We start from the raw sequence: 19446 nt of genomic DNA on the forward strand, positions 1-19446 counted from the left end.
ATATCTTGAGTATCACACCAACCGGAGGCTCAACATAATATGAAAAGAAGATCTAAGTATAATCGCAGCGGTATATTAACGTTCTTGCTGGCATTTGTCGTCACAGCCATTTTTGTCCCAATCGGTGAAATTGGAGGGGAAGGCATTATGCTTAAGACAGGGAACTATCTTCATAGCCCTGCTCCGAACGGAGGGAACTCTCCCGACTGGAAAGAGTCCGGCGTTATATCCGCGGCGGACGGCGTCTTGTTCGACGGAACCCCGGCTTACGCTGGCTGGATGGGTAGCGCAACCTCGCACCCAACCGTAAATGTAGTTATTGATTTGTTGAAGGACTACCCTTTGAGTCAGATCCGCATCGTGTTGAATTCACCCAACAAATATTGGGGATTTAAGGATATTACCGTAAAGTACCGTCCCGAGTCGGCGACGGGGTATTACATTGCAACCAGACACGTAAGAACGGGAACCGATTTAAACTATTCGGTCACCGTCCCGATGTCGGACATGTCGGCCAGGTTCATCGTGCTGAACATTAGGCGTACCCAAGCTTATCAACATATTCCTCTGACGGAAGTCGAGATTTATAGAGGTTCGGGCGTTGAGGGGCAAAATCCGAGCCCGTCTCTTACCCAGGAAGACCTGCAAGCCGAACTGAAGAAAGAGGCCCTGCTGGCGGACAGGTTCGGTCAATGGATGAATGAAACCTGGCCGGGAAAGGTCGCAACCGAAACACAGATGCGGACGGAATATGCCAATGAGGCCGCTGCCTTGGCGAATATTGCTCTGGATGCCACGAAATATGATCAATATGGAGGCATTAAAAGCTTAGGGAAGCAAGCAAGCACCGGGTACTTCAGGCTTCAGGCCATCAACGGAAAATGGTGGTTTATTACGCCGGACGGATATCCCTTTATTGTAAAAGGAGTGGATGCAACAAGTTTGTGGGAGTCCGGATATAAGACGCCGATCCTGAAACCGGACGGCACCCTCAAGCAGATTTTCGAGGCATTGCCCGATCGTACCGCTTACGCACCCGCCTACACCAGAGATGCGGGCGGCGAATACGTCAGTTTCGTCGTCGCCAATGTCATGAAAAAATACGGAAGCGACTTTGAGTCGAAATGGGAGGATATCACGAAGAAGCGTTTGATCCAGTGGGGGTTTAATACGTTCAGCAAGTGGACCAAACCGAAAAGCGTGACGTTCCCGTACATTCAATCGCTGCAGGACCCCTCGACTTTGAGAAGGATCCTATGGACGTACGACGTATTCGATCCGCAGAGCGGACCCATCATCGAGAACGCGCTGAAGGCGCAGCTTCTAAATACGAGATACAGCAAATGGTTGATCGGCTATACCTACGATAATGAAGCGGGCTGGACTACCGATATCGTAAAAGAGGTGCTGACCTATTCTGCGTCCTCTCCGGCGAAAAGCGCATTCATTGATTTTCTTGCGCAAAAATACAATGGCAGCCTAGCCTCGGTTAATCAGGTTCTGGGCACGAACGCCGCCTCGTTCGAAGCTTTGAAGGATATCCCGGTCGATATCGCCAAAGTTCCCGCGGCTGACGTATCGGGATATATCAGGCTGGCGTCCGGAACTTACCATTCCATGATCAGAGACATTATTAAAAAATACGATCCGAACCATCTGTTCCTAGGCACGTCCATCGTTCCTACTTGGCGAACCAGCCTGGATTGGGACCATGCGGCCATGAATTATGTAGACGTCTTCTCCGTTGACAGTTATTCAAGGGACGGAAGCTGGATTTCCAGATACGAAGGTTACGGAAAGCCCCTCTTGAATCTGGAGCATTCTTTCGGTTCGTCCGAACGCGGACTTTCCTATATCAGCTTGGCTACGGTGACAACAAGCATAAGGGAAAGAGGATTGGCATACCAAGCTTTTGCGGAAAGCCAGGCTGCGCATCCATTGTTTGTCGGCTCGGGCTGGTATTCCTACTATGATCAGCCGGTAACCGGGCGTCCGGACGGAGAAAGCTACAACGTGGGCCTAGTCAATCAACAGGATCAGCCGTATACGGAAATGGTCAACATCATGAGGACGACTCATGCCGGATTGGAAAATGTTCACCTTAACGGGCTAACCTATCCATAATCGATTCTATTTCAAAGCACACTTCAATATAAAATCAGTTCAAAAGGCCATCCCGTTAGGAATGGCCGATTTTTTATGGACGAATTTCGGAATTCTTGAAGATTTCAATGAGGCTGGTGAAGCTATTGCCTGCGTGACCGTACTCCATGCCGCGTCTGAAAACTTCCAGAACAGCGGTTGGCAAGGTGATGTCGATGCCGGCATCTTGGGTCGTATGAATTACGTGCTCGACGCTCGCCAATCCCATGGCAAGTCTGTCCACGTCGCCGGGATATTCGCCCGCGTTAATCCGTGGCGTGTAGAACTCGATGAACTTCGGCAGCGTCGACATTGTCTCTGAGGCGTATGGCAGAAACTGCTCAGCCGTAATGCCGTTCGCTTGGGCCACCGCAGAGGCATGAAGGTAGCTGAGCATGGATGTCCAGAACATGTCCATCCCAATCTGGTAGTACAGCGCTGCAAGTCCCGGGTCTTCGCCCCGATAATCGGTTCCTGTCAGCACTTCGAGCGTTTCCTTATGGGCCTCGAACAGCTCTTTCGGACCGCTGTAGTAAGTGGAGGACTCCGGTTTGCCGATGCCCGAAGGAGGGACCTGAACGCCGCCTGTGAGGTGCCCGGCTCCATGGTCGGCCAGCCACTTCGCCGCCTCGCGCGATTTCTTCGGAGTATCAGAACTCAGGTTGACGAGAACTTTGCCGGACAGGTGCTCCGATGCCGGTTCGAGAATAGCGTACATCGCATCGTAGTCCGTTAGGCTGAGGATGATTAGCTCGTTGACCGCCAACGCTTCGTGGATCGTGGACGCCTTGACGGCTCCTTTTGTTACGAGTTCGTCCGCTTTGCTTGAAGTCCTGTTCCACACGGTCACCTTATAGCCATGCTCTAGGAGAGCTGCCGCCATCGCCTGACCCATTGGACCAAGCCCGATGACCGTCACCGATTTGCTCTTCCGAGTTGTATTCTCGGTTCCAACAAAAATATTCTCGCTTCGGTTGCTATTTTGCATGGATAAAACTCCTCTCGGATGGGATTAGACAAATCATAAAGGATTACACTAGTGTCAATGTCAATACAAAATAAAAAAGGCCCTGGAGCGATTCATCATGCTCCCGGCCTTGAATGCGTTAGATCATTTTCTTTTTTCTGCTTAATATCGGATGAGTGTATTGAACTTATCGGCGGCTTGCGTTACTTCGCGCTTGCTTGGCTCGGTTCTTGAATCCCGAGTTTGCGCTTCGCCCCGAACTTTGCGAGGTAGAACGCAAGCACGCAGAGCTGCAAAACCGCAAGAACGAGATAAAGGTTGCTCAGAACGGCACTGCCGCTATGCTGGTGGAATGGATTCCACATGACGGCCGATTGCACATCCGAGACGATGCCGTAGATGCCCGAAGCCATGCCATGTGTAATGAAACCGCACATCGAGAATAAGCCCATGCCTACGCCGATTTGTTCCTTCGGAAGCGTCTGCGATACCGTGTTCGACATCGTGATCATCATCAACGACTGCCCTACGTTGCCGAGCACGAGGAATGACGCGATAAACCAAGCCGGCGCGGCGGTAAAAGTAGAGAGCAGCACCATGCACGAAGAAATAAGGACGGATGCGATGCCGTACACGAAGGCATTCCCCTTCTTATCCGCCAGCTTCCCCCCTTTTCTTCCGAGCAGCGCGGAGGCTGCGGCTGCGGGAACCATGGCAAAGCCGATGAGATACGGAGGAAGCTCCTGCACGCGGGATAACAGGATTGGCGTAAGGAAATATAACGATACGCCGATTCCGTTCACGAAGACGGCAACGATCAACATCATCACGTACTTCCGGTTGCGGAACAGCTCGGGTCGGACGAACGGTTCATCGGTATTACGGATGCGCAAGATGAATAGAACCCCGAATAGTAAACCGGCTATCAAGAATATCCAAGAGGCGTTCGTAAATCCGACTAGCGTTAGCCCGGCCGCGGCCCCGAGCAGAATGCCGCCGAGCCAATCGAACTTGACGCTGGCATTGGTCTCGCCGTCTCGCAAATAGTTACGGTAGAACGGGATCGTGAAGAGAAGCGCGAGCGGGAAACAGAACAGCCATCTCCAATCGGCGAAGCTGGTGAGCAGGGAAGCCAGAACCGGGCCAAGCGCGCTGCCGAGCGCGAGACCGACAGCCGCCATGCCAAGCGCTGCGCCACGCCGATCAGCCTCGAAATACCGGATCGGAATAAGCAAGCAAATGGCTGGAATGGACGCCGCTCCGGCCGATTGAAGAATCCGGGCCGCGAGCGCCATGCTGAATGTCTGCGAGAACAGACCGAGCAAAGAACCGGCCGCGAATAACAGAAGGCCGAATGTAATGATGTTCTTCAGCTTGAAGCGATCGGACAGCTTCCCGTAAGTGACGGTTCCGACCGCGTAAATCAGTGAATAAGCCGAAGACATCCAGCTGACCTCGGCAAGCGATAAATCGAACTCTACGCTTATCCCCGGCAATACAATATTGAACATAAGCGCGCTCATGGAAGACAGCATTAACGTAACCAGCATGACCCGCAGCAGCTTCTCCCCCGCATTCGATGAAAGGGTAGTGTTCATGAATCATTCTCCTTTTTAAATTCAAGTGTAAGTGTATGCATGTACTTACTTGCATATGTTTCAAAAAAAACTAGGGTGTTAACGCCCTAGCAAAGGTTCTAACGCTTTCTTCGATAAATTCATCCATGGCGACGAAAGAAGAGGACATCCGATCCTCGTTCAACTCACTGACAAACGCGCCAAGGTTCATCCACATGAAGGCTAACGCCTGCGCCTCCATATTGCAATCGGCCAATTTCCCTTTCTTACGCATCTCCGAGAAATATTGAATCAGAAGATCCCGCAGCTTCTGCGGGTGCATGCGTGCCGATACTTGAAACTCCTTGATGACCTGCTTCTCCTTCATCGCGATCTGAATGAGCCTCCGATTCCGGTTCATAAGCTCATGGTATTTCCGGCTGATGGTCAACAAATCTTCGTGAAGGCTCCCGACAAGCTTCTCGTCAAACAGCTTTTGCATTTCTTCCCCGTAATGATAACGGTGGAACGCCTTTTCCAGCAAATTAAGCTTGCTGCCGAAATGCCGGAACAACGTCACCTCATTTACACCGGCGCTTAAAGCAATCTCTTTCGTGGATACGCCATTATACCCGTATTCCGCGACCAAGTCGATCGCAGCCAACATCAACTTTTCCGCGGTGCTTGTTTTGCCGATTGAGATAGGAACCCTCCTTCCAGGGCCTGCATGCTCAAATGTATGCAAGTGGTTACTTTCATTTTGATCCTATTGTAATGTAATCTTTTGGAAAGCGCAAGCCTATTTTTCCGTTCTACCCCTTACTCCTGTATTGACCATAGCCTATACTCCTAATATAATAATCCAACATGATGAGCCTTTACTTTCTCAAGGCAAGAGAAGGAGTGAGCAATTTGAAACCTGAACTTTCAGCAGACCTTGAGAGGATACTAAAAAGCCTTGGGAAATCTGATTTAATAACTCTCCTAACAGAACAGATTTCGGGTAGCGATCTAAATACGCTTCTTTTGAAAGTGTTTAATGAAAAGGTTAAGAAGTCTTCTCCGAATGACCTGCTTAAGAGATACGCAGAAAATCGGTTCGTTCATCCAGCCAAGGTAGAAACAATTCAGCTAAAACAACTGGAAATAGATATTCTAAAAGCAGCTGCGAATCAGGGAGTTTCCCCACTCCAGTTGTCGCCTGTAGCCCCTTTGGGATGTACCTCAGTAGTAGGTACAGTAGATCAAAACAAGGTCATTTCCGCACTCCGGGGGACGGAAGTTGTTTCAGATGCGACGAATCTTATCGCGTTACATATCGCTGATCTGATTAAATACAATAAATACTCCAGAGAGGATTACATCCGATTCTGTACTACCCATAGGCATGTACGAGCACAGTATTTTGGCGATACTCCAGGAATGCTCGCTCACTTTCACTTATTTTGCATGGTAACATCCGGAGTTGACCAAGGATCATACGACTTTGAGAAAAAATCATTGTGGGAACATATAGAAGTTTACCGAACGATCTTCAAAACACTCTTCAATTCTAATATCGAGGTTATTTTTAGTGAGCGAAGCGGATATAAAGACAGCGCTGGCTTGGTATCAAGAATCATTGGATATGGGAATTGTTTGGAACTAGATGATGTAGTTATTAGCGCAGGAGCTCCCCATAAGGAAAATCAGTACTATAAAGGTCTGCAATTCACTATAAAGACAGTTATCGAAGATAGGGAGTATTTCATTGGAGATGGAGGCTTTGTGGACTGGACACAAAAAATGCTTGGAACTAAGAAAGAGAGATTATTAATCAGTGCAATTGGATTGGATCGACTTTTAGTTTGATAGGGGGCGAATTCTTTTTCCTTGCTGACATCGCTATCCGTAAATATCCCTTGACAGGTGGTAGAGATTGGAATAAGATTATGTCAGTAACCACTGACAGACACTCTTGATGAGAAAGGAAACTCGTTAATGGACGATAACATTTTGGGGAGCAGCGACAAACTGTTACTGGCTGCCATCGACCTCATCTCGGAAAGAGGTTACAATGGCGTCACTACGCAAGAGATCGCAGCGGCGGCCGGTCTAAGCGAGAAAACTCTGTTTCGCCACTTCGGAACCAAACAGCAGCTCTTAGAATCCGCTCTCGACCGGTATCACTATGCGGAAGAAATGCGCAAGCTTTTTAGGGAGAGTCTGGTGTGGGAGCTGGAGGAAGACCTGTTCACTGTCTGCAAGACGTACCATGGGATTATGAACCGCAATCGAAAGTTGATCCAGATTAGCATGAAGGACGAAATCCAATTGCCCGGGTTCAAAGAAAGGTTACAACAGCATCCGCTGCAATTACTTGATATTCTGACGAGTTACTTCGTCGAGATGGGCGATAAAGGCAAGATGATTCGGACGAATCCGGAGATGCAAGCATTTGCGTTTATGATGACTCATTTCGGCGCCTTCATTAATGACCTGGGAACCGGCAAGAACTATCCGAACATTGAGCTTGAACCCTTTATGCGAGAGAGCGTAAAGATCTTTGCTAGGGCTTTAACACCCTAGTTTTTTTGTAATCACCATGTCAGTCAGTACAGACAGTCATAATGATCCAAATGGAGGATGATTGAGATGACATTGAAAAATAACGTTTATGATGCCGCAGTGATCGGTGGAGGACTTACGGGACTAACTGCCGCTGTTTATCTGGCAAAAGCGGGAAAATCGGTTATTGTTCTCGAAAAAGAAAAACAACTGGGAGGACTTGCCCAAACGACAAAGGTAAACGAAGCGCTGTTCAACTTGGGTCCCCGCGCCATGTATGAAGGGGGAGCGGCACTTCGCATTCTGAGCGAACTCGATTGCCTGCCAAAGGGAGGTTACGCATCAAAGAGCGGCATGGTTGGGATTTTGCAGGGTGAAATCGTTGCGGTTCCGGCTGATTTATCCCCCGAAGAAAATATGGAGTGGAGTGAACTTATAGGTGGACTCAGGCGGGTCGAAACGGAATCGATTCGATCGCTGAGCCTTCATGATTGGTCGGAGAACAACATTCGTCACCAACGTGTCCGTCTCTTGTTTCACGCCATGTGCAGACAATGGTCCTATTGCGATGACATGAACGTATTAAGTGCCGGCTTTGTGATCGAACAGGGTCAGCTTGCAGCGAAGGGCGTCCGATACGTGGAGGGAGGCTGGCAAACCGTTGTAGACGACCTGCGTCTTGCAGCTGTCAAAGCTGGCGCCACCATCGCCATCGGATGTAAGGCGGAGCGCATTAAATTAAGAGATGGACGTGTTCATGCCTTATTGCTTGCCGATGGTGCGGAAATCGAAGTTTCTACTATCATCGCAGCAGCAGGTGGTCCGGATGAGGTAGATCGGCTTTTGCAAGGAACAGTACAGATATCGATCGGAAAATGGAAGAAGGAAGCGCGTCCTCTATATGCCTCATGTTTGGACGTAGCGCTTAGGCATATGCCCTATCCCGAGCGTGTTTTTGCACTCGGGCTTGACGAGCCTTTCTATTTCTCCAAGCATTCAGGTTCCGTTAAATTGAGTGACAACGGTGCGCACGTGCTTCATGTGATGAAGTATAACGATAACGTTAGCGCCCAGGATGCAAAGACGGATGAGAAGAAGTTAATCCTTCTTCTTGATCTTCTAGAGCCCGGTTGGGAAAAGGAAGTTGTCGCCATACGGTTTTCGCCTAACGTCCTAGTCGCACATGATTCACGTACCATTCACAACAATGGAGCTGGCCCTGCGCCAGACCCTGCCGTCCAGGAGGTTCCCGGTTTGTTCGTCGCGGGTGACTGGGTCGGTTCGGAAGGTCGGCTTGCCGACGCGGGGATGGCTAGCGCCAAGTTAGCTGCCGAGAAGGTGCTGGACATTGTATAATCCTGCTTTTATGATCAAATCGAAAGGCGAGAGCTTGCTTATTTCTTGGCCGTAATCAACGCCGTCGTAATCGAAATATCCTTTTTGTTTGTGAAAATGACGTTGGATTACGCGAGCCCGTTCGATACCATGACGTACCGTTTTGCCGCTGCGTTTGCCATCCTTTTCATTCCGATCATGCTTGGCTTAGTCAAGCTGAAGTACCGTGGCAAGCCGCTTTATAAATTGCTATTGCTTTCAACCATGTATCCGCTTGGGTTCTTTGCATTGCAAGCGTTCGGACCTTGGTCCTCGGAGAAGAAATAACCTGGTACCATCTTTGCGGTTCGGTCATGATAATCGCCGGGGTGGTTGTAACGAATCTATTCGTACGTAAGAAAGCCTCACAAAAAATAGGTTCAAGGGCGTGCGCTGACTAAGGTGAATCCACTTTGCCTAGCGATTCTTCTCCCATGTCCCAACGGGTCTTCGCTCTATCAATCTTCGCAACCGATAAGCGTTCGTTGCGGATTCTCCAAGCTCCTCGAGAATGGTATAATTCGCCCAAGCGCCCGCTACCGCTCCAATCCCCGGCACCATTTGCAGCATTTTACGAAAGTCGATCGCGTCGCGGTATTCCTTCTGGAAAGTCTCCCAGTCCATGTTTTTGGAGTACTCGGTATCCGATAACCACTGCTCCTTTTCAGTATCCCAACGCTTAATCGAGTCCAGCAGCTTGGCGCGCTGTTCAGGCCCGGAGAACGCCATTTGGAACACCTTAAGTATGAAAACCCGCTCGGGAAAATGCTTCGTGTCATACCCGTAGATATGAGCCAGTTCAAACAAAAATTTCATCTTGATCGCGATTAACGCGGGGAAGTCCACGATGTTAAGCATAATGCCGCCCGCTCCGGTGCCTGCGCCTTCGGCAGCCGCGATTTTTTGGTATAAGGACAACAAACGTTTCGCCTCTTGATCGGCGAGTTCTAGATGGAGAGTCCGCTGCACCGGTCTCTGAGGAGTATATTCCGCGCCGAACAGCGCTGTACGCACGATCGACTTTATGGTGGCCGTAATGACGTCATGCACCTTGGGCGGAATCAAGTCGTTAATTCGTTTACCGATCGTTTTCGATGTTCTCTCCAGCCATCCGGGCGGCTTGAAAAGCCGGTGCTCCCAAGCGGTGATTTCGTTGAGCGCTTTCTGTTCGTAATTCATTGCCGATCTCTCCTCCAACAGATTTGGCTATATTGTATCGGAAAACGCCGATATTCGGAACAGACTGCGGCAGGTGGCGGAACTAGACGAAAGTCTTGGACGCGCCGAACCCTTAGCCTCCACTGCTGTCATTTTCATGGACCCTGCGGGCAACTTCTCCTTGTTTTTATTTAGCTACCTTGCAATAGCAGGAAAAGTCATTTTGGTTCCCTCAAAAAGTATAATTAGGACTCCAATAAAAAAACGACAAGAACCTCAATGAGAGCCAAAGTCGACGAATTCCTGAAAAAAAGCAAATAACCGCTAGGGTTTGAAGCATCTGGCGGTTATTTTGGTTGCTGCGCCGTACGATTATAGTGATTGGACGTCGGATTCGACGGCTGGCGCTGAATTGCCCCATTTCTGAACCCATTTTTCCATTTCCTTTAAAGCCGATTGAAAATCTTTACCTTTCTCCGTTAGCGAGTATTCAACGGAAATGGGTACGGTTGGGAAGACCTCGCGGAGGACAAGTCCGTTATTCTCCAGGTGACGGAGCGTATCCGTAAGGGATTGGGTTTTGACGATTGATATCTTCCGTTGAAGCTGTTTGAATCTTTGCGGCCCGTTAAGCAGTTCCTCAAGCACGAGGAAAGCCCATTTGGCACCTAGGATCTGCAGGACTTCGCAGATGCTTGAGCCGCCGCTCTTCACGCAGTTTTTGTTCGTGCTGGCTTGTTCGTTCATAGGTATGAATCTCCTTATAAAATGACTTCGGCCATATTGGTGCAAGGAACAGTTATTACTCGTGTTTTCAGTATCGTTCAGTTCTTTTATTTATGTCAATCCAGCAATAAAAATCATTATAAAAAAGTTAGTAGGTCAAATGAATTGGATTAGATACAAAGCTATTGCCTTCTTACAGGGTGGTAACTTATTGACTATAATGCTTATTAAATGATCTGTCAGACGTGACGGTACTTAACCCGAGCAACAATGCGCTAGCCATTGTTCCGGGTAAATTGACTTCATCCAAGGAGATGTTCCCAATGAACGAACGATATCAGTTTTTGTTCGAACCGCTTAACTTGCCCAATCAGATCCGGTTAAAAAATCGTGTCGTTATGGCTCCCATGACGCACATGTCTTCTCAACCCGATGGTACCATCTCCGACCAGGAAGTGGAGTATTATACTCGTCGTGCACAAGGTGTTGGCATGGTCATCACGGCCGCTACGTGGGTTGCTCCTAACGGCGGTATTCCTGGCGCACCGGCTGCTGACCGCGATGAGGTGATCCCTGGACTTCGCAAGCTTGCGTCAGCGATTCAGGAACAGGGAGCTAAAGCGATTTTACAGATCTTCCATTCCGGCCGCCAAGCATCGTTAAATGGAGATCTTGTGAGTGCCAGTGCCGTACCCGAGCGGAGAGAGGGAGCCCTTGTACCGCGTGAATTGACGGAAACCGAGGTTGAAGAGCTTATCCATGCATATGGCCAAGCGGCAAGGCGCGCCGTCGAGTCTGGGTTTGACGGTGTTGAGATTCATGGTGCAAACGGCAATCTTCTTCATCAGTTTTTTTCACCGTTTACGAATAGACGCAGCGACCGTTTCGGAGGGGCATTAGAGAAGCGGATGACGTTTGCCTTGGAGATCGTGGATGAGGTGAAACGGATTGCAGCCGTGCATGCAAAGAAGCCATTTATTATCGGATATCGGTTATCGCCGGAGGAGTCGGAAACACCGGGAATTACGATGGCTGAAACACTCCCATTCATAGATGCCCTTGCCATGAAGGGGCTGGACTACTTGCATATCTCTTTAAAAAATTATGAAGCAGTACCGCGTCGGGGAATCGTGGATTCTCGCACGCGCCTTGCCATTATTCAAGAACGTGCTGGCCGTCACTTGCCCGTAATTGGAGTCGGGAACGTGCAGACGCCTGAAGACGCCATTAATGCACTGCAAACTGGGGCTCAGCTCGTTGCGCTAGGACGGGAACTTGTCATGGAACCAGACTGGATGAAGCTGATTGCGGAAGGAAACGAAGCTGGAATCCAAACAACACTCTCTCTACAGGATCAACATAAATTGGTCATACCGAACGGAATGTGGCAGCTCATATTAAGCGTTCCAGGCTGGTTTCCGGTTGCACTGGAACCATAAAGCATATTGCCGAGCTCTTCCCCTTAAAGGGAAGGGCTTTCATTACTTATGCAAGGCGATTTGAATAAAAAGGGTTCTTTTTGGGCCAAGGAAGGGGTAAATATAACACAAGAAAAGTTTAAAGGGGGAAACCACCGATGAGTAAAAATCGGAAACGGATACTCACAGGGATAGCCATTCTTGCCCTATCGCTCCTTGCGGCTTGCGGCGGCGCGAATAATGACGCTAATCCCCGTCAATTGAGCCTGGTAACAGGCGGTACCGGAGGTACATATTATCCTCTAGGCGGGCAGATCGCGGAAATCATTAAAGATGCTACCGACATAGAAACGACTGCGCAAGTATCCAATGCATCCGCGGAGAACATGCAAACGATGAACGATGGAGAGGCGGATATCGGATTCACGCAGACGGACATCGCCAGCTATGCCAAAGAAGGAAAGCTGATGTTTGAAGGAAGCGTCATCGACACGGTACAGGCGATCGGAACCTTATATCCCGAGACGATTCAAATCGTTACGCTGGCGGACAGCGGCATTGAAACCGTGGAGGATTTGAAAGGAAAAAAAGTGTCGGTGGGCGCTCCCGGAAGCGGGACCTTCGCCAATGCGGAGCAGATTCTTGAAATCCATGGGATAACGTTGAAGGATATTAACGCTCTGCATCTGGCCTTCGATGAATCGGTTGAAGGGATACAGGACGGAAATATTGCTGCCGCCTTTATTACGGCCGGCACGCCGACCGGCTCCGTTGAGAGCTTATCGGCCATCAAGGGCGTGAATATTATCGGCATAACGGACGAGAAAGCGGATGCCTTAATTAAGAAGTATCCGTATTATGCCAAAGATGTAATAAAAGCCGGAACCTATAAGCTTGAAGCGGATGTGACGACGGTTGCCGTTCAAGCGATGCTGGTAGCGCGTTCTAATCTCAGCGAAAGCCTCGTATACGATATTACAAAAGCGCTGTTCGAGAATACGGACAAAATCACGCATGCAAAGGGAGCTTATATTTCAGCCGAATCGGCTCTGGATGGCATAGGGATCGAGCTGCATCCGGGCGCGGCTAAATATTTCAAGGAAAAAGGACTGGAGTAAGCGATGTGTGTTCGAAGGCCGTGACGGCAGCGCGAATGGCCGTTTTTTGTATCCTTATACTTGCATGGGTGCTGTGCATTCCGTTCTATCCGGTCGTCGCATTCGAATACGAGAACACCGGGAGAGTACTGGCTTACTTACCGGCAGAGGATCATACCCGTTTTGATATCAAGTACACGCATTCGATTCATCTGACGCCGGTGCATGAGTCTTATTCCGTTAAGGGCGGCGCCATCGTTCAGGTACAACTAGCATTTGAAGAATTCGGAATAGGGATGCCCTCGAATGCGGCGGGGGATGAGATGTTTTCCATAGAAGACGACAAGTATGTCATTAGCGGCATGCAGCGGGAATTTCAACAGGTGGACATGAGAGTGGCCAGGGTAACCGAAAGCCAGCAAATCGTAGCCGGGGGTCGGGAGATTCCCTTTACCTCCTTTGCGAAGCCGGGAGCCTGGATCCGTATGAAGGTGAAGAAAATAAGCGCTTGGAGATGGTTGGAAGGGGGAAATGTACTTGACCCAAGAAAACATTTCTCAGGAGAAAATTGACAAGATGATCGAAAAATACGATCCGGAGGCCGGTTCAAGAGTATTGACCGGCCCAATGTTATGGATCGTTTATTCGGGCCTCATAGGCTTTTCCGTATTTCAGCTGTACACCGCCATCTTTGGCGTATTTGCGGCGCAGATTCAGCGGTCGATCCATCTGGGCTTCGGGCTGTGCTTAATCTTTCTGCTGTTCCCCGCAAGAAAGAAAATGAGAGGTTTAAAATCATCCCATCGTTTCTTATCGCTGCCATGGTATGACGTCCTCTTATCGATCGGCGGTGTAATCGTCGGGCTTTATTGGCCTCTTAACATCAATGAGCTGGTTATGCGCGTCGGCCGAATTAACGATTTGGATTTCATTATCGGTTTATTGGCCGTGCTCCTTGTGCTGGAAGCGGCGCGGCGTGTCGTCGGAATGCCGATCACGGTTATAGCGGCCATTTCACTGGGATACGCTCATTTTGGCCCTTATATGCCAGGGTTCCTCGAGCATAGGGGAATCAGCATCGAACGTATTATTCGAACCATGTTCTATAGCACGGACGGGATACTCGGCACGCCGATTGCGGTGTCGGCGACCTATATCTTTTTGTTTCTGCTCTTTGGATCTTTCCTGGTTAAAACGGGAGTAGGTCAATATTTCAACGACCTGTCCATGGTCATTGCCGGCCGGGCCGCAGGCGGCCCGGCCAAAGTAGCCGTTTTCTCAAGCGCCCTGCAGGGTACGGTGAGCGGCAGCTCCGTCGCCAACGTGGTCACCTCGGGAGCCTTTACGATCCCGATGATGAAGAAGCTTGGCTATAAGAAGGAATTCGCCGGCGCGGTGGAAGCGGCATCCTCCACCGGGGGGCAGCTCATGCCGCCGATCATGGGGGCGGCCGCCTTCCTGATGGTGGAATTTATCGGCGGAATCAGCTACTGGGATATCGCCAAGGCGGCAGCCGTTCCGGCGGTGCTCTATTTCGCGGGGATATGGATTATGACGCATTTTGAAGCGAAACGGCTGGGGCTCAGGGGATTAACCAAGGAAGAAATGCCGAACCGCAAGGAAGTGTTAAAGAAAGCTTATCTGCTTCTTCCGATTGCCTTTCTCGTTTATTTGCTTATGACGGGAATGACGGTAACGCGCTCGGCGCTCTGGTCGATCGTGCTCGCCATAGCGGTCGGAGCCTTTAATAAAGAAACGCGCATGGGCGTAAAGGACTTTCTCGATGCATTAGCGGACGGAGCGCGTACAGCGCTCGGGGTTGTCTCCGCTACCGCTGCGGCGGGCATCATCGTTGGAGTCGTAACGTTAACGGGATTGGGGCTTAAGCTGGCGAACGGGATGATCGATATGGCCGGCGGCATGCTGCTGCCGACGTTATTCTTCACGATGATCGCCGCGCTTGTTCTCGGCATGGGCTCGCCAACGACGGCCAACTACATTATAACGTCTACGATTGCGGCGCCGGCCTTGATCTTATTGCAAGTGCCCGATCTGTCGGCGCATATGTTCGTCTTTTACTTTGGCATTATAGCCGATATTACCCCGCCGGTAGCGCTGGCCGCATTTGCCGCCTCCGGGATATCGGGGGGCGAGCCGATACGAACGGGAATCGAGTCGACTAAGCTGGCTATCGCCGCTTTTATTATTCCCTATATGTTCGTCCTCTCGCCGGAACTGCTCGGCATTGATGCGACCTGGAGAGAGACGGCGTGGATTCTGCTAACCGCGTTAACCGGCATGATTGCCATCGGGGCAAGCATGATCGGCTTCTGGCTTAGAAGGATGCACTGGGCGGAGAGGATTGCCGCGGCGGGTACGGGACTATTATTGATGTATCCGGAGGGTTACTCGGATGCGGCCGGAATGGTGGTATTCATCCTCTTATTGGCGATTCAGTATATGTCGGTGAAGAAGGATAAAGCCCGTCCCGATGCGTCAAAAACGATGCGATCTTAAACGATCAGCCGGGAGACAGGGACAGCGGGGATAGCGCATAATTAGCCCGTTAAACGGAGGGAGTCCCCTTTAATGAGGAGTTGTGCAAGGGCTGCCGGCAAAATCGGCAGCCTTCGTTGCGTTGCGTGCCTAAGGAGAAATCAGTGTGCAAAGGTTTTTGGATTATCATATTTATGGAAACCAATTCATGAAGGAGTGGCATGATGAAACACAAAAAAGCAGTAACAATGACATGCATGTTCATAATTTTCCTTACCGCGTTTGCATGCGGTGCTTTTGCGGACGATTACATCAAAGAGATCAAAGCTTATCAGAACAGTAAAATCACGATACATGTAAACGGCAGCAAAATCGACCTTCAGGAAGGGGCGGAGCAATTGGTCCCGATTATTTACAAAGGTCGTTCTTATGTGCCGGTCAAGCCGCTTGCGGAAGCGTTGGGCGCGACGGTTATATGGGAGCAGGATAAGCAAGCCATCAAGGTTTCCACTGCAAATCCCAGTACAGGCAGCGTAACTTCACCGCATGAATCGGAAGGTGGGCGGAATACTTTTCCTTCTGAATACGGAGCGGCTTCGATGTTCGAAGACTTTAAACCTGTTGCAAGGGAAGGTATTGCCGCGTATTTGAATGCGATTCGCAGCGGGGAGAAGAAAGATTTGAAAGCATTCATTTATAAGTATTATTATTCTTTGACCGAGCTCGATAGCCCTGAAGTTGCCTATGCGCAAGCCAGCGAAAAAGTAGATACGTACCGCAGCAAATACGATAAGGAGACGCTGGACGGTCTGACCGCAGAAGGTTTGGAACTGTTGAAGGGCGGATCATTCCCTGACGAAGCTTCAGGATATAGTAAGGAACTTGGGATTCTTCTTAACTATCGGGTCGTTTCCGACAAAGGATACTATGGTCATTTTTCGATTGATTTCTATTTTTACCAAGATGGGAATACCTACAAACTTACAAATATCCTCTTTGCCGGTGCTTATCGCGGAGAAGGGATCTAACGCTTTTAGGAGCTATTTTAAGCGTGATTCAGCACTTAAAGGATTGAACTGGAGGGAATGAAAAGTCAATAACAGTGCTTCCAAGCCTCAGTAAATTGCCAGATTCTCCGCAGCCCCTCGGAGATCTCTTCCTCAGTCAGATTCCCATAGCCTAGTACCACCTTGCCGGGGTAGCGCCCTTTCAACATCGCATAGTCGTCGAAGGAGTATAGGCGAACGCCGAACTCTTCGAGCCTGTGCCAATCGATCGGACCGTACAGGTCTTGCCGAAAGGCGAGCTGGACGTGCATGCCGGCTTCGTCTCCGACAACTTCGACATGTTCGCCAAATATACGGCGACATTGATCTGCCAGGAAGAGGCGCTTTCGCTTGTAGACAGCCCTCATCTTGTGGATATGCCTGTTGAAGTGGCCTTCCATAATGAACCGTGCGAGAGCTGATTGCGTGATACCTGAAGTCGTCAGGTTCAATTCCGTCTTCGTCCGAACTACAAGCTCGATTAGGCTCTGAGGAACGATGAGGAAGCCGATCCGCAGTGCAGGCGACAACGTTTTGCTAAACGTGCCTGCATAAATCACCCGCGACGGAGCAAGGAGCTGCAGAGGCGGAACCGGTCCTCCTTTATGGCGGAACTCGCTATTATAGTCGTCTTCGATGATATAATGCCCGGTTGTTTCGGCCAACGTGACGGCCTGCTGCCTCCGCTGAATGGAGAGAATGCTGCCCGTCGGGTATTGGTGAGAGGGCGTCAGGACAATCAATCCGCTAGGTGCCGACCGCTCGATTCGGCTTATATTCATCCCTTGATGATCGACCTCGATCGGGTGAATGTCATACTTGATTTTCCGGAAAATATCGGCGACAAACCCGATCGTTGGTTCCTCGACGTATACGGTACGGTATCGATCCGAGAAGGCAGAGGCCAGCAACAAGAAGCTTTCGGAGGTGCCCGACGTAATCACGATTTGATCGGAGCTGCAGCGAATGCCCTTCACCCGGTGCAAATAATCGGCGATTGCTTCTCGAAGCGCCGGCGTTCCTTGTACATCGCCGTAAGTAAACACGTTCGCAGGTTCCGAATCGGTGATCTCTCTCACGTACTTGCTCCAGAGCCTGCGCGGAAAGCGAGACAGATCAGGTATTCCCGCGTCAAAATCTATCAGCTTCGTTTTGTGCGCAGCGGGGGTAACGGGAGACGCCAACACAGGCAAGGACGGGGAATATCTCGACGCTTGAGACCCGACTTCGATGCCACTGGCGATATAAGTTCCGGAACCGGCTCTGGACGTCATATATCCTTCGGCAGTTAACTGCTCATAGACCTCGATCACGATGTTCCGCGCTATGCCAAGCTCTTGGGCGGCTTTGCGCGTCGGCGGCAGCTGAAGACCGGGGGAGAGCGTACCGCTCTCGATTTTTTCGCGCAAATAGCCGCATAACTGCTTCATTACGGAACCGGCGCCTGCTACTGGACTAAATCCGAACAATCGATGTCTCTCCTTCGAATTGGTTCTTAATATTTGTTCGTTTTTGGCTCTTATGATATCCAATTTCCTTCATTATACTGAACATGAAATCAAATTCAAAGGAGATGAAGGAATGTTCAAACGAACATTGGGAAGATCGGGGATCGAAGTCAGTGCGCTCGGAATCGGATGCTGGGCGATCGGCGGGCCGTGGTTCGACGAGGAAACGGGCAAGCCGTTCGGATGGGGCGAGACCGACGACCGAGAATCCGTTGCCGCTATCCACTGCGCACTCGATAACGGCATTAATCTGATCGATACCGCCGATAATTACGGTGCCGGACACAGCGAGAGGGTGATAGGACAAGCGCTGCAGGGGCGGCGTGATAAAGTCGTTCTGGCGACGAAGTTCGGGTACGTCACCAACGAAGAAACCAAGATGGCGGCAGGATATAATGCAAGCCGCACCTACATCAAGTCTGCTTGCGAAGCTTCGCTGCGCAGGCTCGGTACCGATTATATCGATCTCTATCAATTTCATTTGGGCGATTATCCGGAGCGCCTGGCTCCGGAGGTTATGGGCGCGCTCGAGGAACTAGTAACCGAGGGTAAAATTCGCTTCTTCGGCTGGTCCACCGATATGACTGACCGAGCCGAACTTTTCGCTCTGAGCAAGCATTGCATGGCGATCCAGCATAACCTGAACGTCTTTCTCGATAATGCCGCAATGCTGGATGTTTGCGAACGCAACCGATTAGCAAGCATCAACCGTGGGCCGCTCGCGATGGGGCTGTTGACAGGGAAATATTCGGAAGCGGTATACGTGCACGATCCGAAGGACATCCGGCGTCGCAGCGACTTGGAGTGGCTAACGTATTTTAAAGACGGGATTCCTTCGCCGGAGATGACGGCCCAATTGCGGGCAATCCGGGAAGTGTTGACCTCAGGAGGACGGTCCCTGGCCCAAGGGGCCCTAGCCTGGCTATGGGCTAGAAGCGATGTAACGATTCCCATCCCGGGCTTTCGAACCGTAAAACATGTCACCGAGAACGCGAAGGCGATGTCGTTCGGTCCTTTAACGGTTGCCGAGATGCGGCAGATCGATCAACTGCTGGCTGTTCATGAGGTATTTCGGAACCGGATATAACACTCCCCTTCGATCTTTGTCATCAGCCTATTAATGTCTGTACGACGCAGCGGAGAACTGAAGGAACCGCGCCTTGTCATTCGGGTTGACGATGTGGACGGAACGATAGAACGAATTTTACAGTCTGGCGGTAAAATCGTGAAGCAACGAACCGAAATAGCAGAGATCGGTATGGTGTATGCTTCATTTGAGGACCCGGAAGGGAATATCGTCAATATTGTCGGAGACACGTAAATTGAAGTAGGAGCAAAAATACGGCATTTAAACGAAACTTAACCTGTACCCTCACCGGAAATTAATTTCCGCCCGCTAAAATGGTAAAAG

18 protein-coding genes are annotated in these 19446 nt (G+C 50.2%); 12 read left to right on the forward strand and 6 right to left on the reverse strand.

The features are described from left to right. Positions 1-39 precede the first annotated feature (39 nt). Positions 40-2124: a hypothetical protein gene (locus tag J2T14_RS12860; protein WP_307471328.1), complete on the forward strand. Its 2085-nt coding sequence runs from the start codon at positions 40-42 to the stop codon at positions 2122-2124. A gap of 73 nt (positions 2125-2197) precedes the next feature. On the opposite strand, the gene J2T14_RS12865 is transcribed toward J2T14_RS12860, so the two are convergent. The 3 genes from J2T14_RS12865 to J2T14_RS12875 all read right to left on the reverse strand — a co-directional run bounded on the left by J2T14_RS12865 (position 2198) and on the right by J2T14_RS12875 (position 5332). Beyond that, positions 2198-3130, reverse strand: a complete 933-nt coding sequence (locus J2T14_RS12865) for an NAD(P)-dependent oxidoreductase (RefSeq protein ID WP_307471330.1) — start codon at positions 3128-3130, stop codon at positions 2198-2200. 182 nt (positions 3131-3312) lie between these two features. Next, on the reverse strand, positions 3313-4707 hold the full coding sequence (locus J2T14_RS12870) for an MFS transporter (RefSeq protein WP_307471332.1): 1395 nt from the start codon (positions 4705-4707) through the stop codon (positions 3313-3315). A 70-nt stretch (positions 4708-4777) separates the two neighbouring features. Next, on the reverse strand, positions 4778-5332 hold the full coding sequence (locus J2T14_RS12875; protein ID WP_307471334.1) for a TetR/AcrR family transcriptional regulator: 555 nt from the start codon (positions 5330-5332) through the stop codon (positions 4778-4780). 245 nt (positions 5333-5577) lie between these two features. On the opposite strand from J2T14_RS12875, the gene J2T14_RS12880 reads away from it, so the two are divergent. The 4 genes from J2T14_RS12880 to J2T14_RS12895 all read left to right on the forward strand — a co-directional run bounded on the left by J2T14_RS12880 (position 5578) and on the right by J2T14_RS12895 (position 8874). Further along, entirely contained in the window at positions 5578-6516 is a 939-nt protein-coding gene (locus J2T14_RS12880) for a hypothetical protein (RefSeq protein WP_307471336.1), read from the forward strand. Between the two features lie 129 nt (positions 6517-6645). After that, a complete protein-coding gene (locus tag J2T14_RS12885; protein ID WP_307471338.1) occupies positions 6646-7233 on the forward strand; it encodes a TetR/AcrR family transcriptional regulator in 588 nt (195 codons plus the stop codon). Positions 7234-7299: 66 nt separating this feature from the next. Beyond that, positions 7300-8568, forward strand: coding sequence for a phytoene desaturase family protein (locus J2T14_RS12890; RefSeq protein WP_307471340.1), 1269 nt, complete (start codon positions 7300-7302; stop codon positions 8566-8568). A gap of 45 nt (positions 8569-8613) precedes the next feature. After that, entirely contained in the window at positions 8614-8874 is a 261-nt protein-coding gene (locus tag J2T14_RS12895; protein ID WP_307471344.1) for a hypothetical protein, read from the forward strand. Positions 8875-9003: 129 nt separating this feature from the next. Here J2T14_RS12895 and J2T14_RS12900 read toward each other — a convergent pair whose 3' ends face one another. Continuing rightward, positions 9004-9765 carry an EcsC family protein gene (locus J2T14_RS12900; RefSeq protein ID WP_307202486.1) on the reverse strand — a complete coding sequence of 254 codons (762 nt, stop codon included), beginning with the start codon at positions 9763-9765 and terminating at the stop codon, positions 9004-9006. Between the two features lie 351 nt (positions 9766-10116). Then, positions 10117-10491 carry a winged helix-turn-helix transcriptional regulator gene (locus J2T14_RS12905; RefSeq protein WP_307471346.1) on the reverse strand — a complete coding sequence of 125 codons (375 nt, stop codon included), beginning with the start codon at positions 10489-10491 and terminating at the stop codon, positions 10117-10119. A 302-nt stretch (positions 10492-10793) separates the two neighbouring features. Between J2T14_RS12905 and J2T14_RS12910 the strand changes: the two genes are divergently transcribed. The 5 genes from J2T14_RS12910 (at position 10794) to J2T14_RS12930 (ending at position 16509) form a co-directional block, all read left to right on the forward strand. Beyond that, positions 10794-11909 carry an NADH-dependent flavin oxidoreductase gene (locus tag J2T14_RS12910; protein ID WP_307471348.1) on the forward strand — a complete coding sequence of 372 codons (1116 nt, stop codon included), beginning with the start codon at positions 10794-10796 and terminating at the stop codon, positions 11907-11909. A 137-nt stretch (positions 11910-12046) separates the two neighbouring features. Then, entirely contained in the window at positions 12047-13006 is a 960-nt protein-coding gene (locus tag J2T14_RS12915) for a TAXI family TRAP transporter solute-binding subunit (protein WP_307471351.1), read from the forward strand. A gap of 5 nt (positions 13007-13011) precedes the next feature. Continuing rightward, complete coding sequence (locus J2T14_RS12920) at positions 13012-13557, forward strand: DUF1850 domain-containing protein (RefSeq protein ID WP_307471353.1); 546 nt, start codon at positions 13012-13014, stop codon at positions 13555-13557. Continuing rightward, on the forward strand, positions 13517-15502 hold the full coding sequence (locus tag J2T14_RS12925; RefSeq protein WP_373458145.1) for a TRAP transporter permease: 1986 nt from the start codon (positions 13517-13519) through the stop codon (positions 15500-15502). Before J2T14_RS12920 ends, J2T14_RS12925 begins: the two co-directional genes overlap by 41 nt. A gap of 200 nt (positions 15503-15702) precedes the next feature. Continuing rightward, the gene (locus J2T14_RS12930; RefSeq protein ID WP_307471357.1) at positions 15703-16509 is read left to right on the forward strand and encodes a stalk domain-containing protein; all 807 of its coding nucleotides are present in this window, start codon (positions 15703-15705) and stop codon (positions 16507-16509) included. Between the two features lie 65 nt (positions 16510-16574). Here J2T14_RS12930 and pdxR read toward each other — a convergent pair whose 3' ends face one another. Further along, positions 16575-17996: a MocR-like pyridoxine biosynthesis transcription factor PdxR gene (pdxR, locus tag J2T14_RS12935; RefSeq protein ID WP_307471359.1), complete on the reverse strand. Its 1422-nt coding sequence runs from the start codon at positions 17994-17996 to the stop codon at positions 16575-16577. Positions 17997-18108: 112 nt separating this feature from the next. On the opposite strand from pdxR, the gene J2T14_RS12940 reads away from it, so the two are divergent. Both J2T14_RS12940 and J2T14_RS12945 read left to right on the forward strand, forming a co-directional pair. Then, positions 18109-19122 (forward strand): aldo/keto reductase, encoded by a 1014-nt coding sequence (locus tag J2T14_RS12940; protein WP_307202472.1) that lies wholly within the window; start codon positions 18109-18111, stop codon positions 19120-19122. Between the two features lie 33 nt (positions 19123-19155). Further along, complete coding sequence (locus tag J2T14_RS12945) at positions 19156-19356, forward strand: VOC family protein (protein ID WP_307471362.1); 201 nt, start codon at positions 19156-19158, stop codon at positions 19354-19356. Positions 19357-19446 lie beyond the last annotated feature (90 nt).

The organism is Paenibacillus harenae (genome assembly GCF_030812415.1).
Classification (GTDB): Bacteria; Bacillota; Bacilli; order Paenibacillales; family Paenibacillaceae; genus Pristimantibacillus; species Pristimantibacillus harenae_A.

What these genes read in the sequence shown, in the direction of transcription:
- J2T14_RS12915 (WP_307471351.1), top strand. Translation starts at nt 12,047, where the DNA reads ATGAGTAAAAATCGGAAACGGATACTCACAGGGATAGCCATTCTTGCC.
- J2T14_RS12875 (WP_307471334.1), bottom strand. Translation starts at nt 5,332, where the DNA reads ATGTTGGCTGCGATCGACTTGGTCGCGGAATACGGGTATAATGGCGTA.
- J2T14_RS12940 (WP_307202472.1), top strand. Translation starts at nt 18,109, where the DNA reads ATGTTCAAACGAACATTGGGAAGATCGGGGATCGAAGTCAGTGCGCTC.
- J2T14_RS12910 (WP_307471348.1), top strand. Translation starts at nt 10,794, where the DNA reads ATGAACGAACGATATCAGTTTTTGTTCGAACCGCTTAACTTGCCCAAT.
- J2T14_RS12860 (WP_307471328.1), top strand. Translation starts at nt 40, where the DNA reads ATGAAAAGAAGATCTAAGTATAATCGCAGCGGTATATTAACGTTCTTG.
- J2T14_RS12905 (WP_307471346.1), bottom strand. Translation starts at nt 10,491, where the DNA reads ATGAACGAACAAGCCAGCACGAACAAAAACTGCGTGAAGAGCGGCGGC.
- J2T14_RS12890 (WP_307471340.1), top strand. Translation starts at nt 7,300, where the DNA reads ATGACATTGAAAAATAACGTTTATGATGCCGCAGTGATCGGTGGAGGA.
- J2T14_RS12945 (WP_307471362.1), top strand. Translation starts at nt 19,156, where the DNA reads ATGTCTGTACGACGCAGCGGAGAACTGAAGGAACCGCGCCTTGTCATT.
- J2T14_RS12885 (WP_307471338.1), top strand. Translation starts at nt 6,646, where the DNA reads ATGGACGATAACATTTTGGGGAGCAGCGACAAACTGTTACTGGCTGCC.
- J2T14_RS12925 (WP_373458145.1), top strand. Translation starts at nt 13,517, where the DNA reads ATGTACTTGACCCAAGAAAACATTTCTCAGGAGAAAATTGACAAGATG.
- J2T14_RS12865 (WP_307471330.1), bottom strand. Translation starts at nt 3,130, where the DNA reads ATGCAAAATAGCAACCGAAGCGAGAATATTTTTGTTGGAACCGAGAAT.
- J2T14_RS12930 (WP_307471357.1), top strand. Translation starts at nt 15,703, where the DNA reads ATGATGAAACACAAAAAAGCAGTAACAATGACATGCATGTTCATAATT.
- J2T14_RS12870 (WP_307471332.1), bottom strand. Translation starts at nt 4,707, where the DNA reads ATGAACACTACCCTTTCATCGAATGCGGGGGAGAAGCTGCTGCGGGTC.
- J2T14_RS12900 (WP_307202486.1), bottom strand. Translation starts at nt 9,765, where the DNA reads ATGAATTACGAACAGAAAGCGCTCAACGAAATCACCGCTTGGGAGCAC.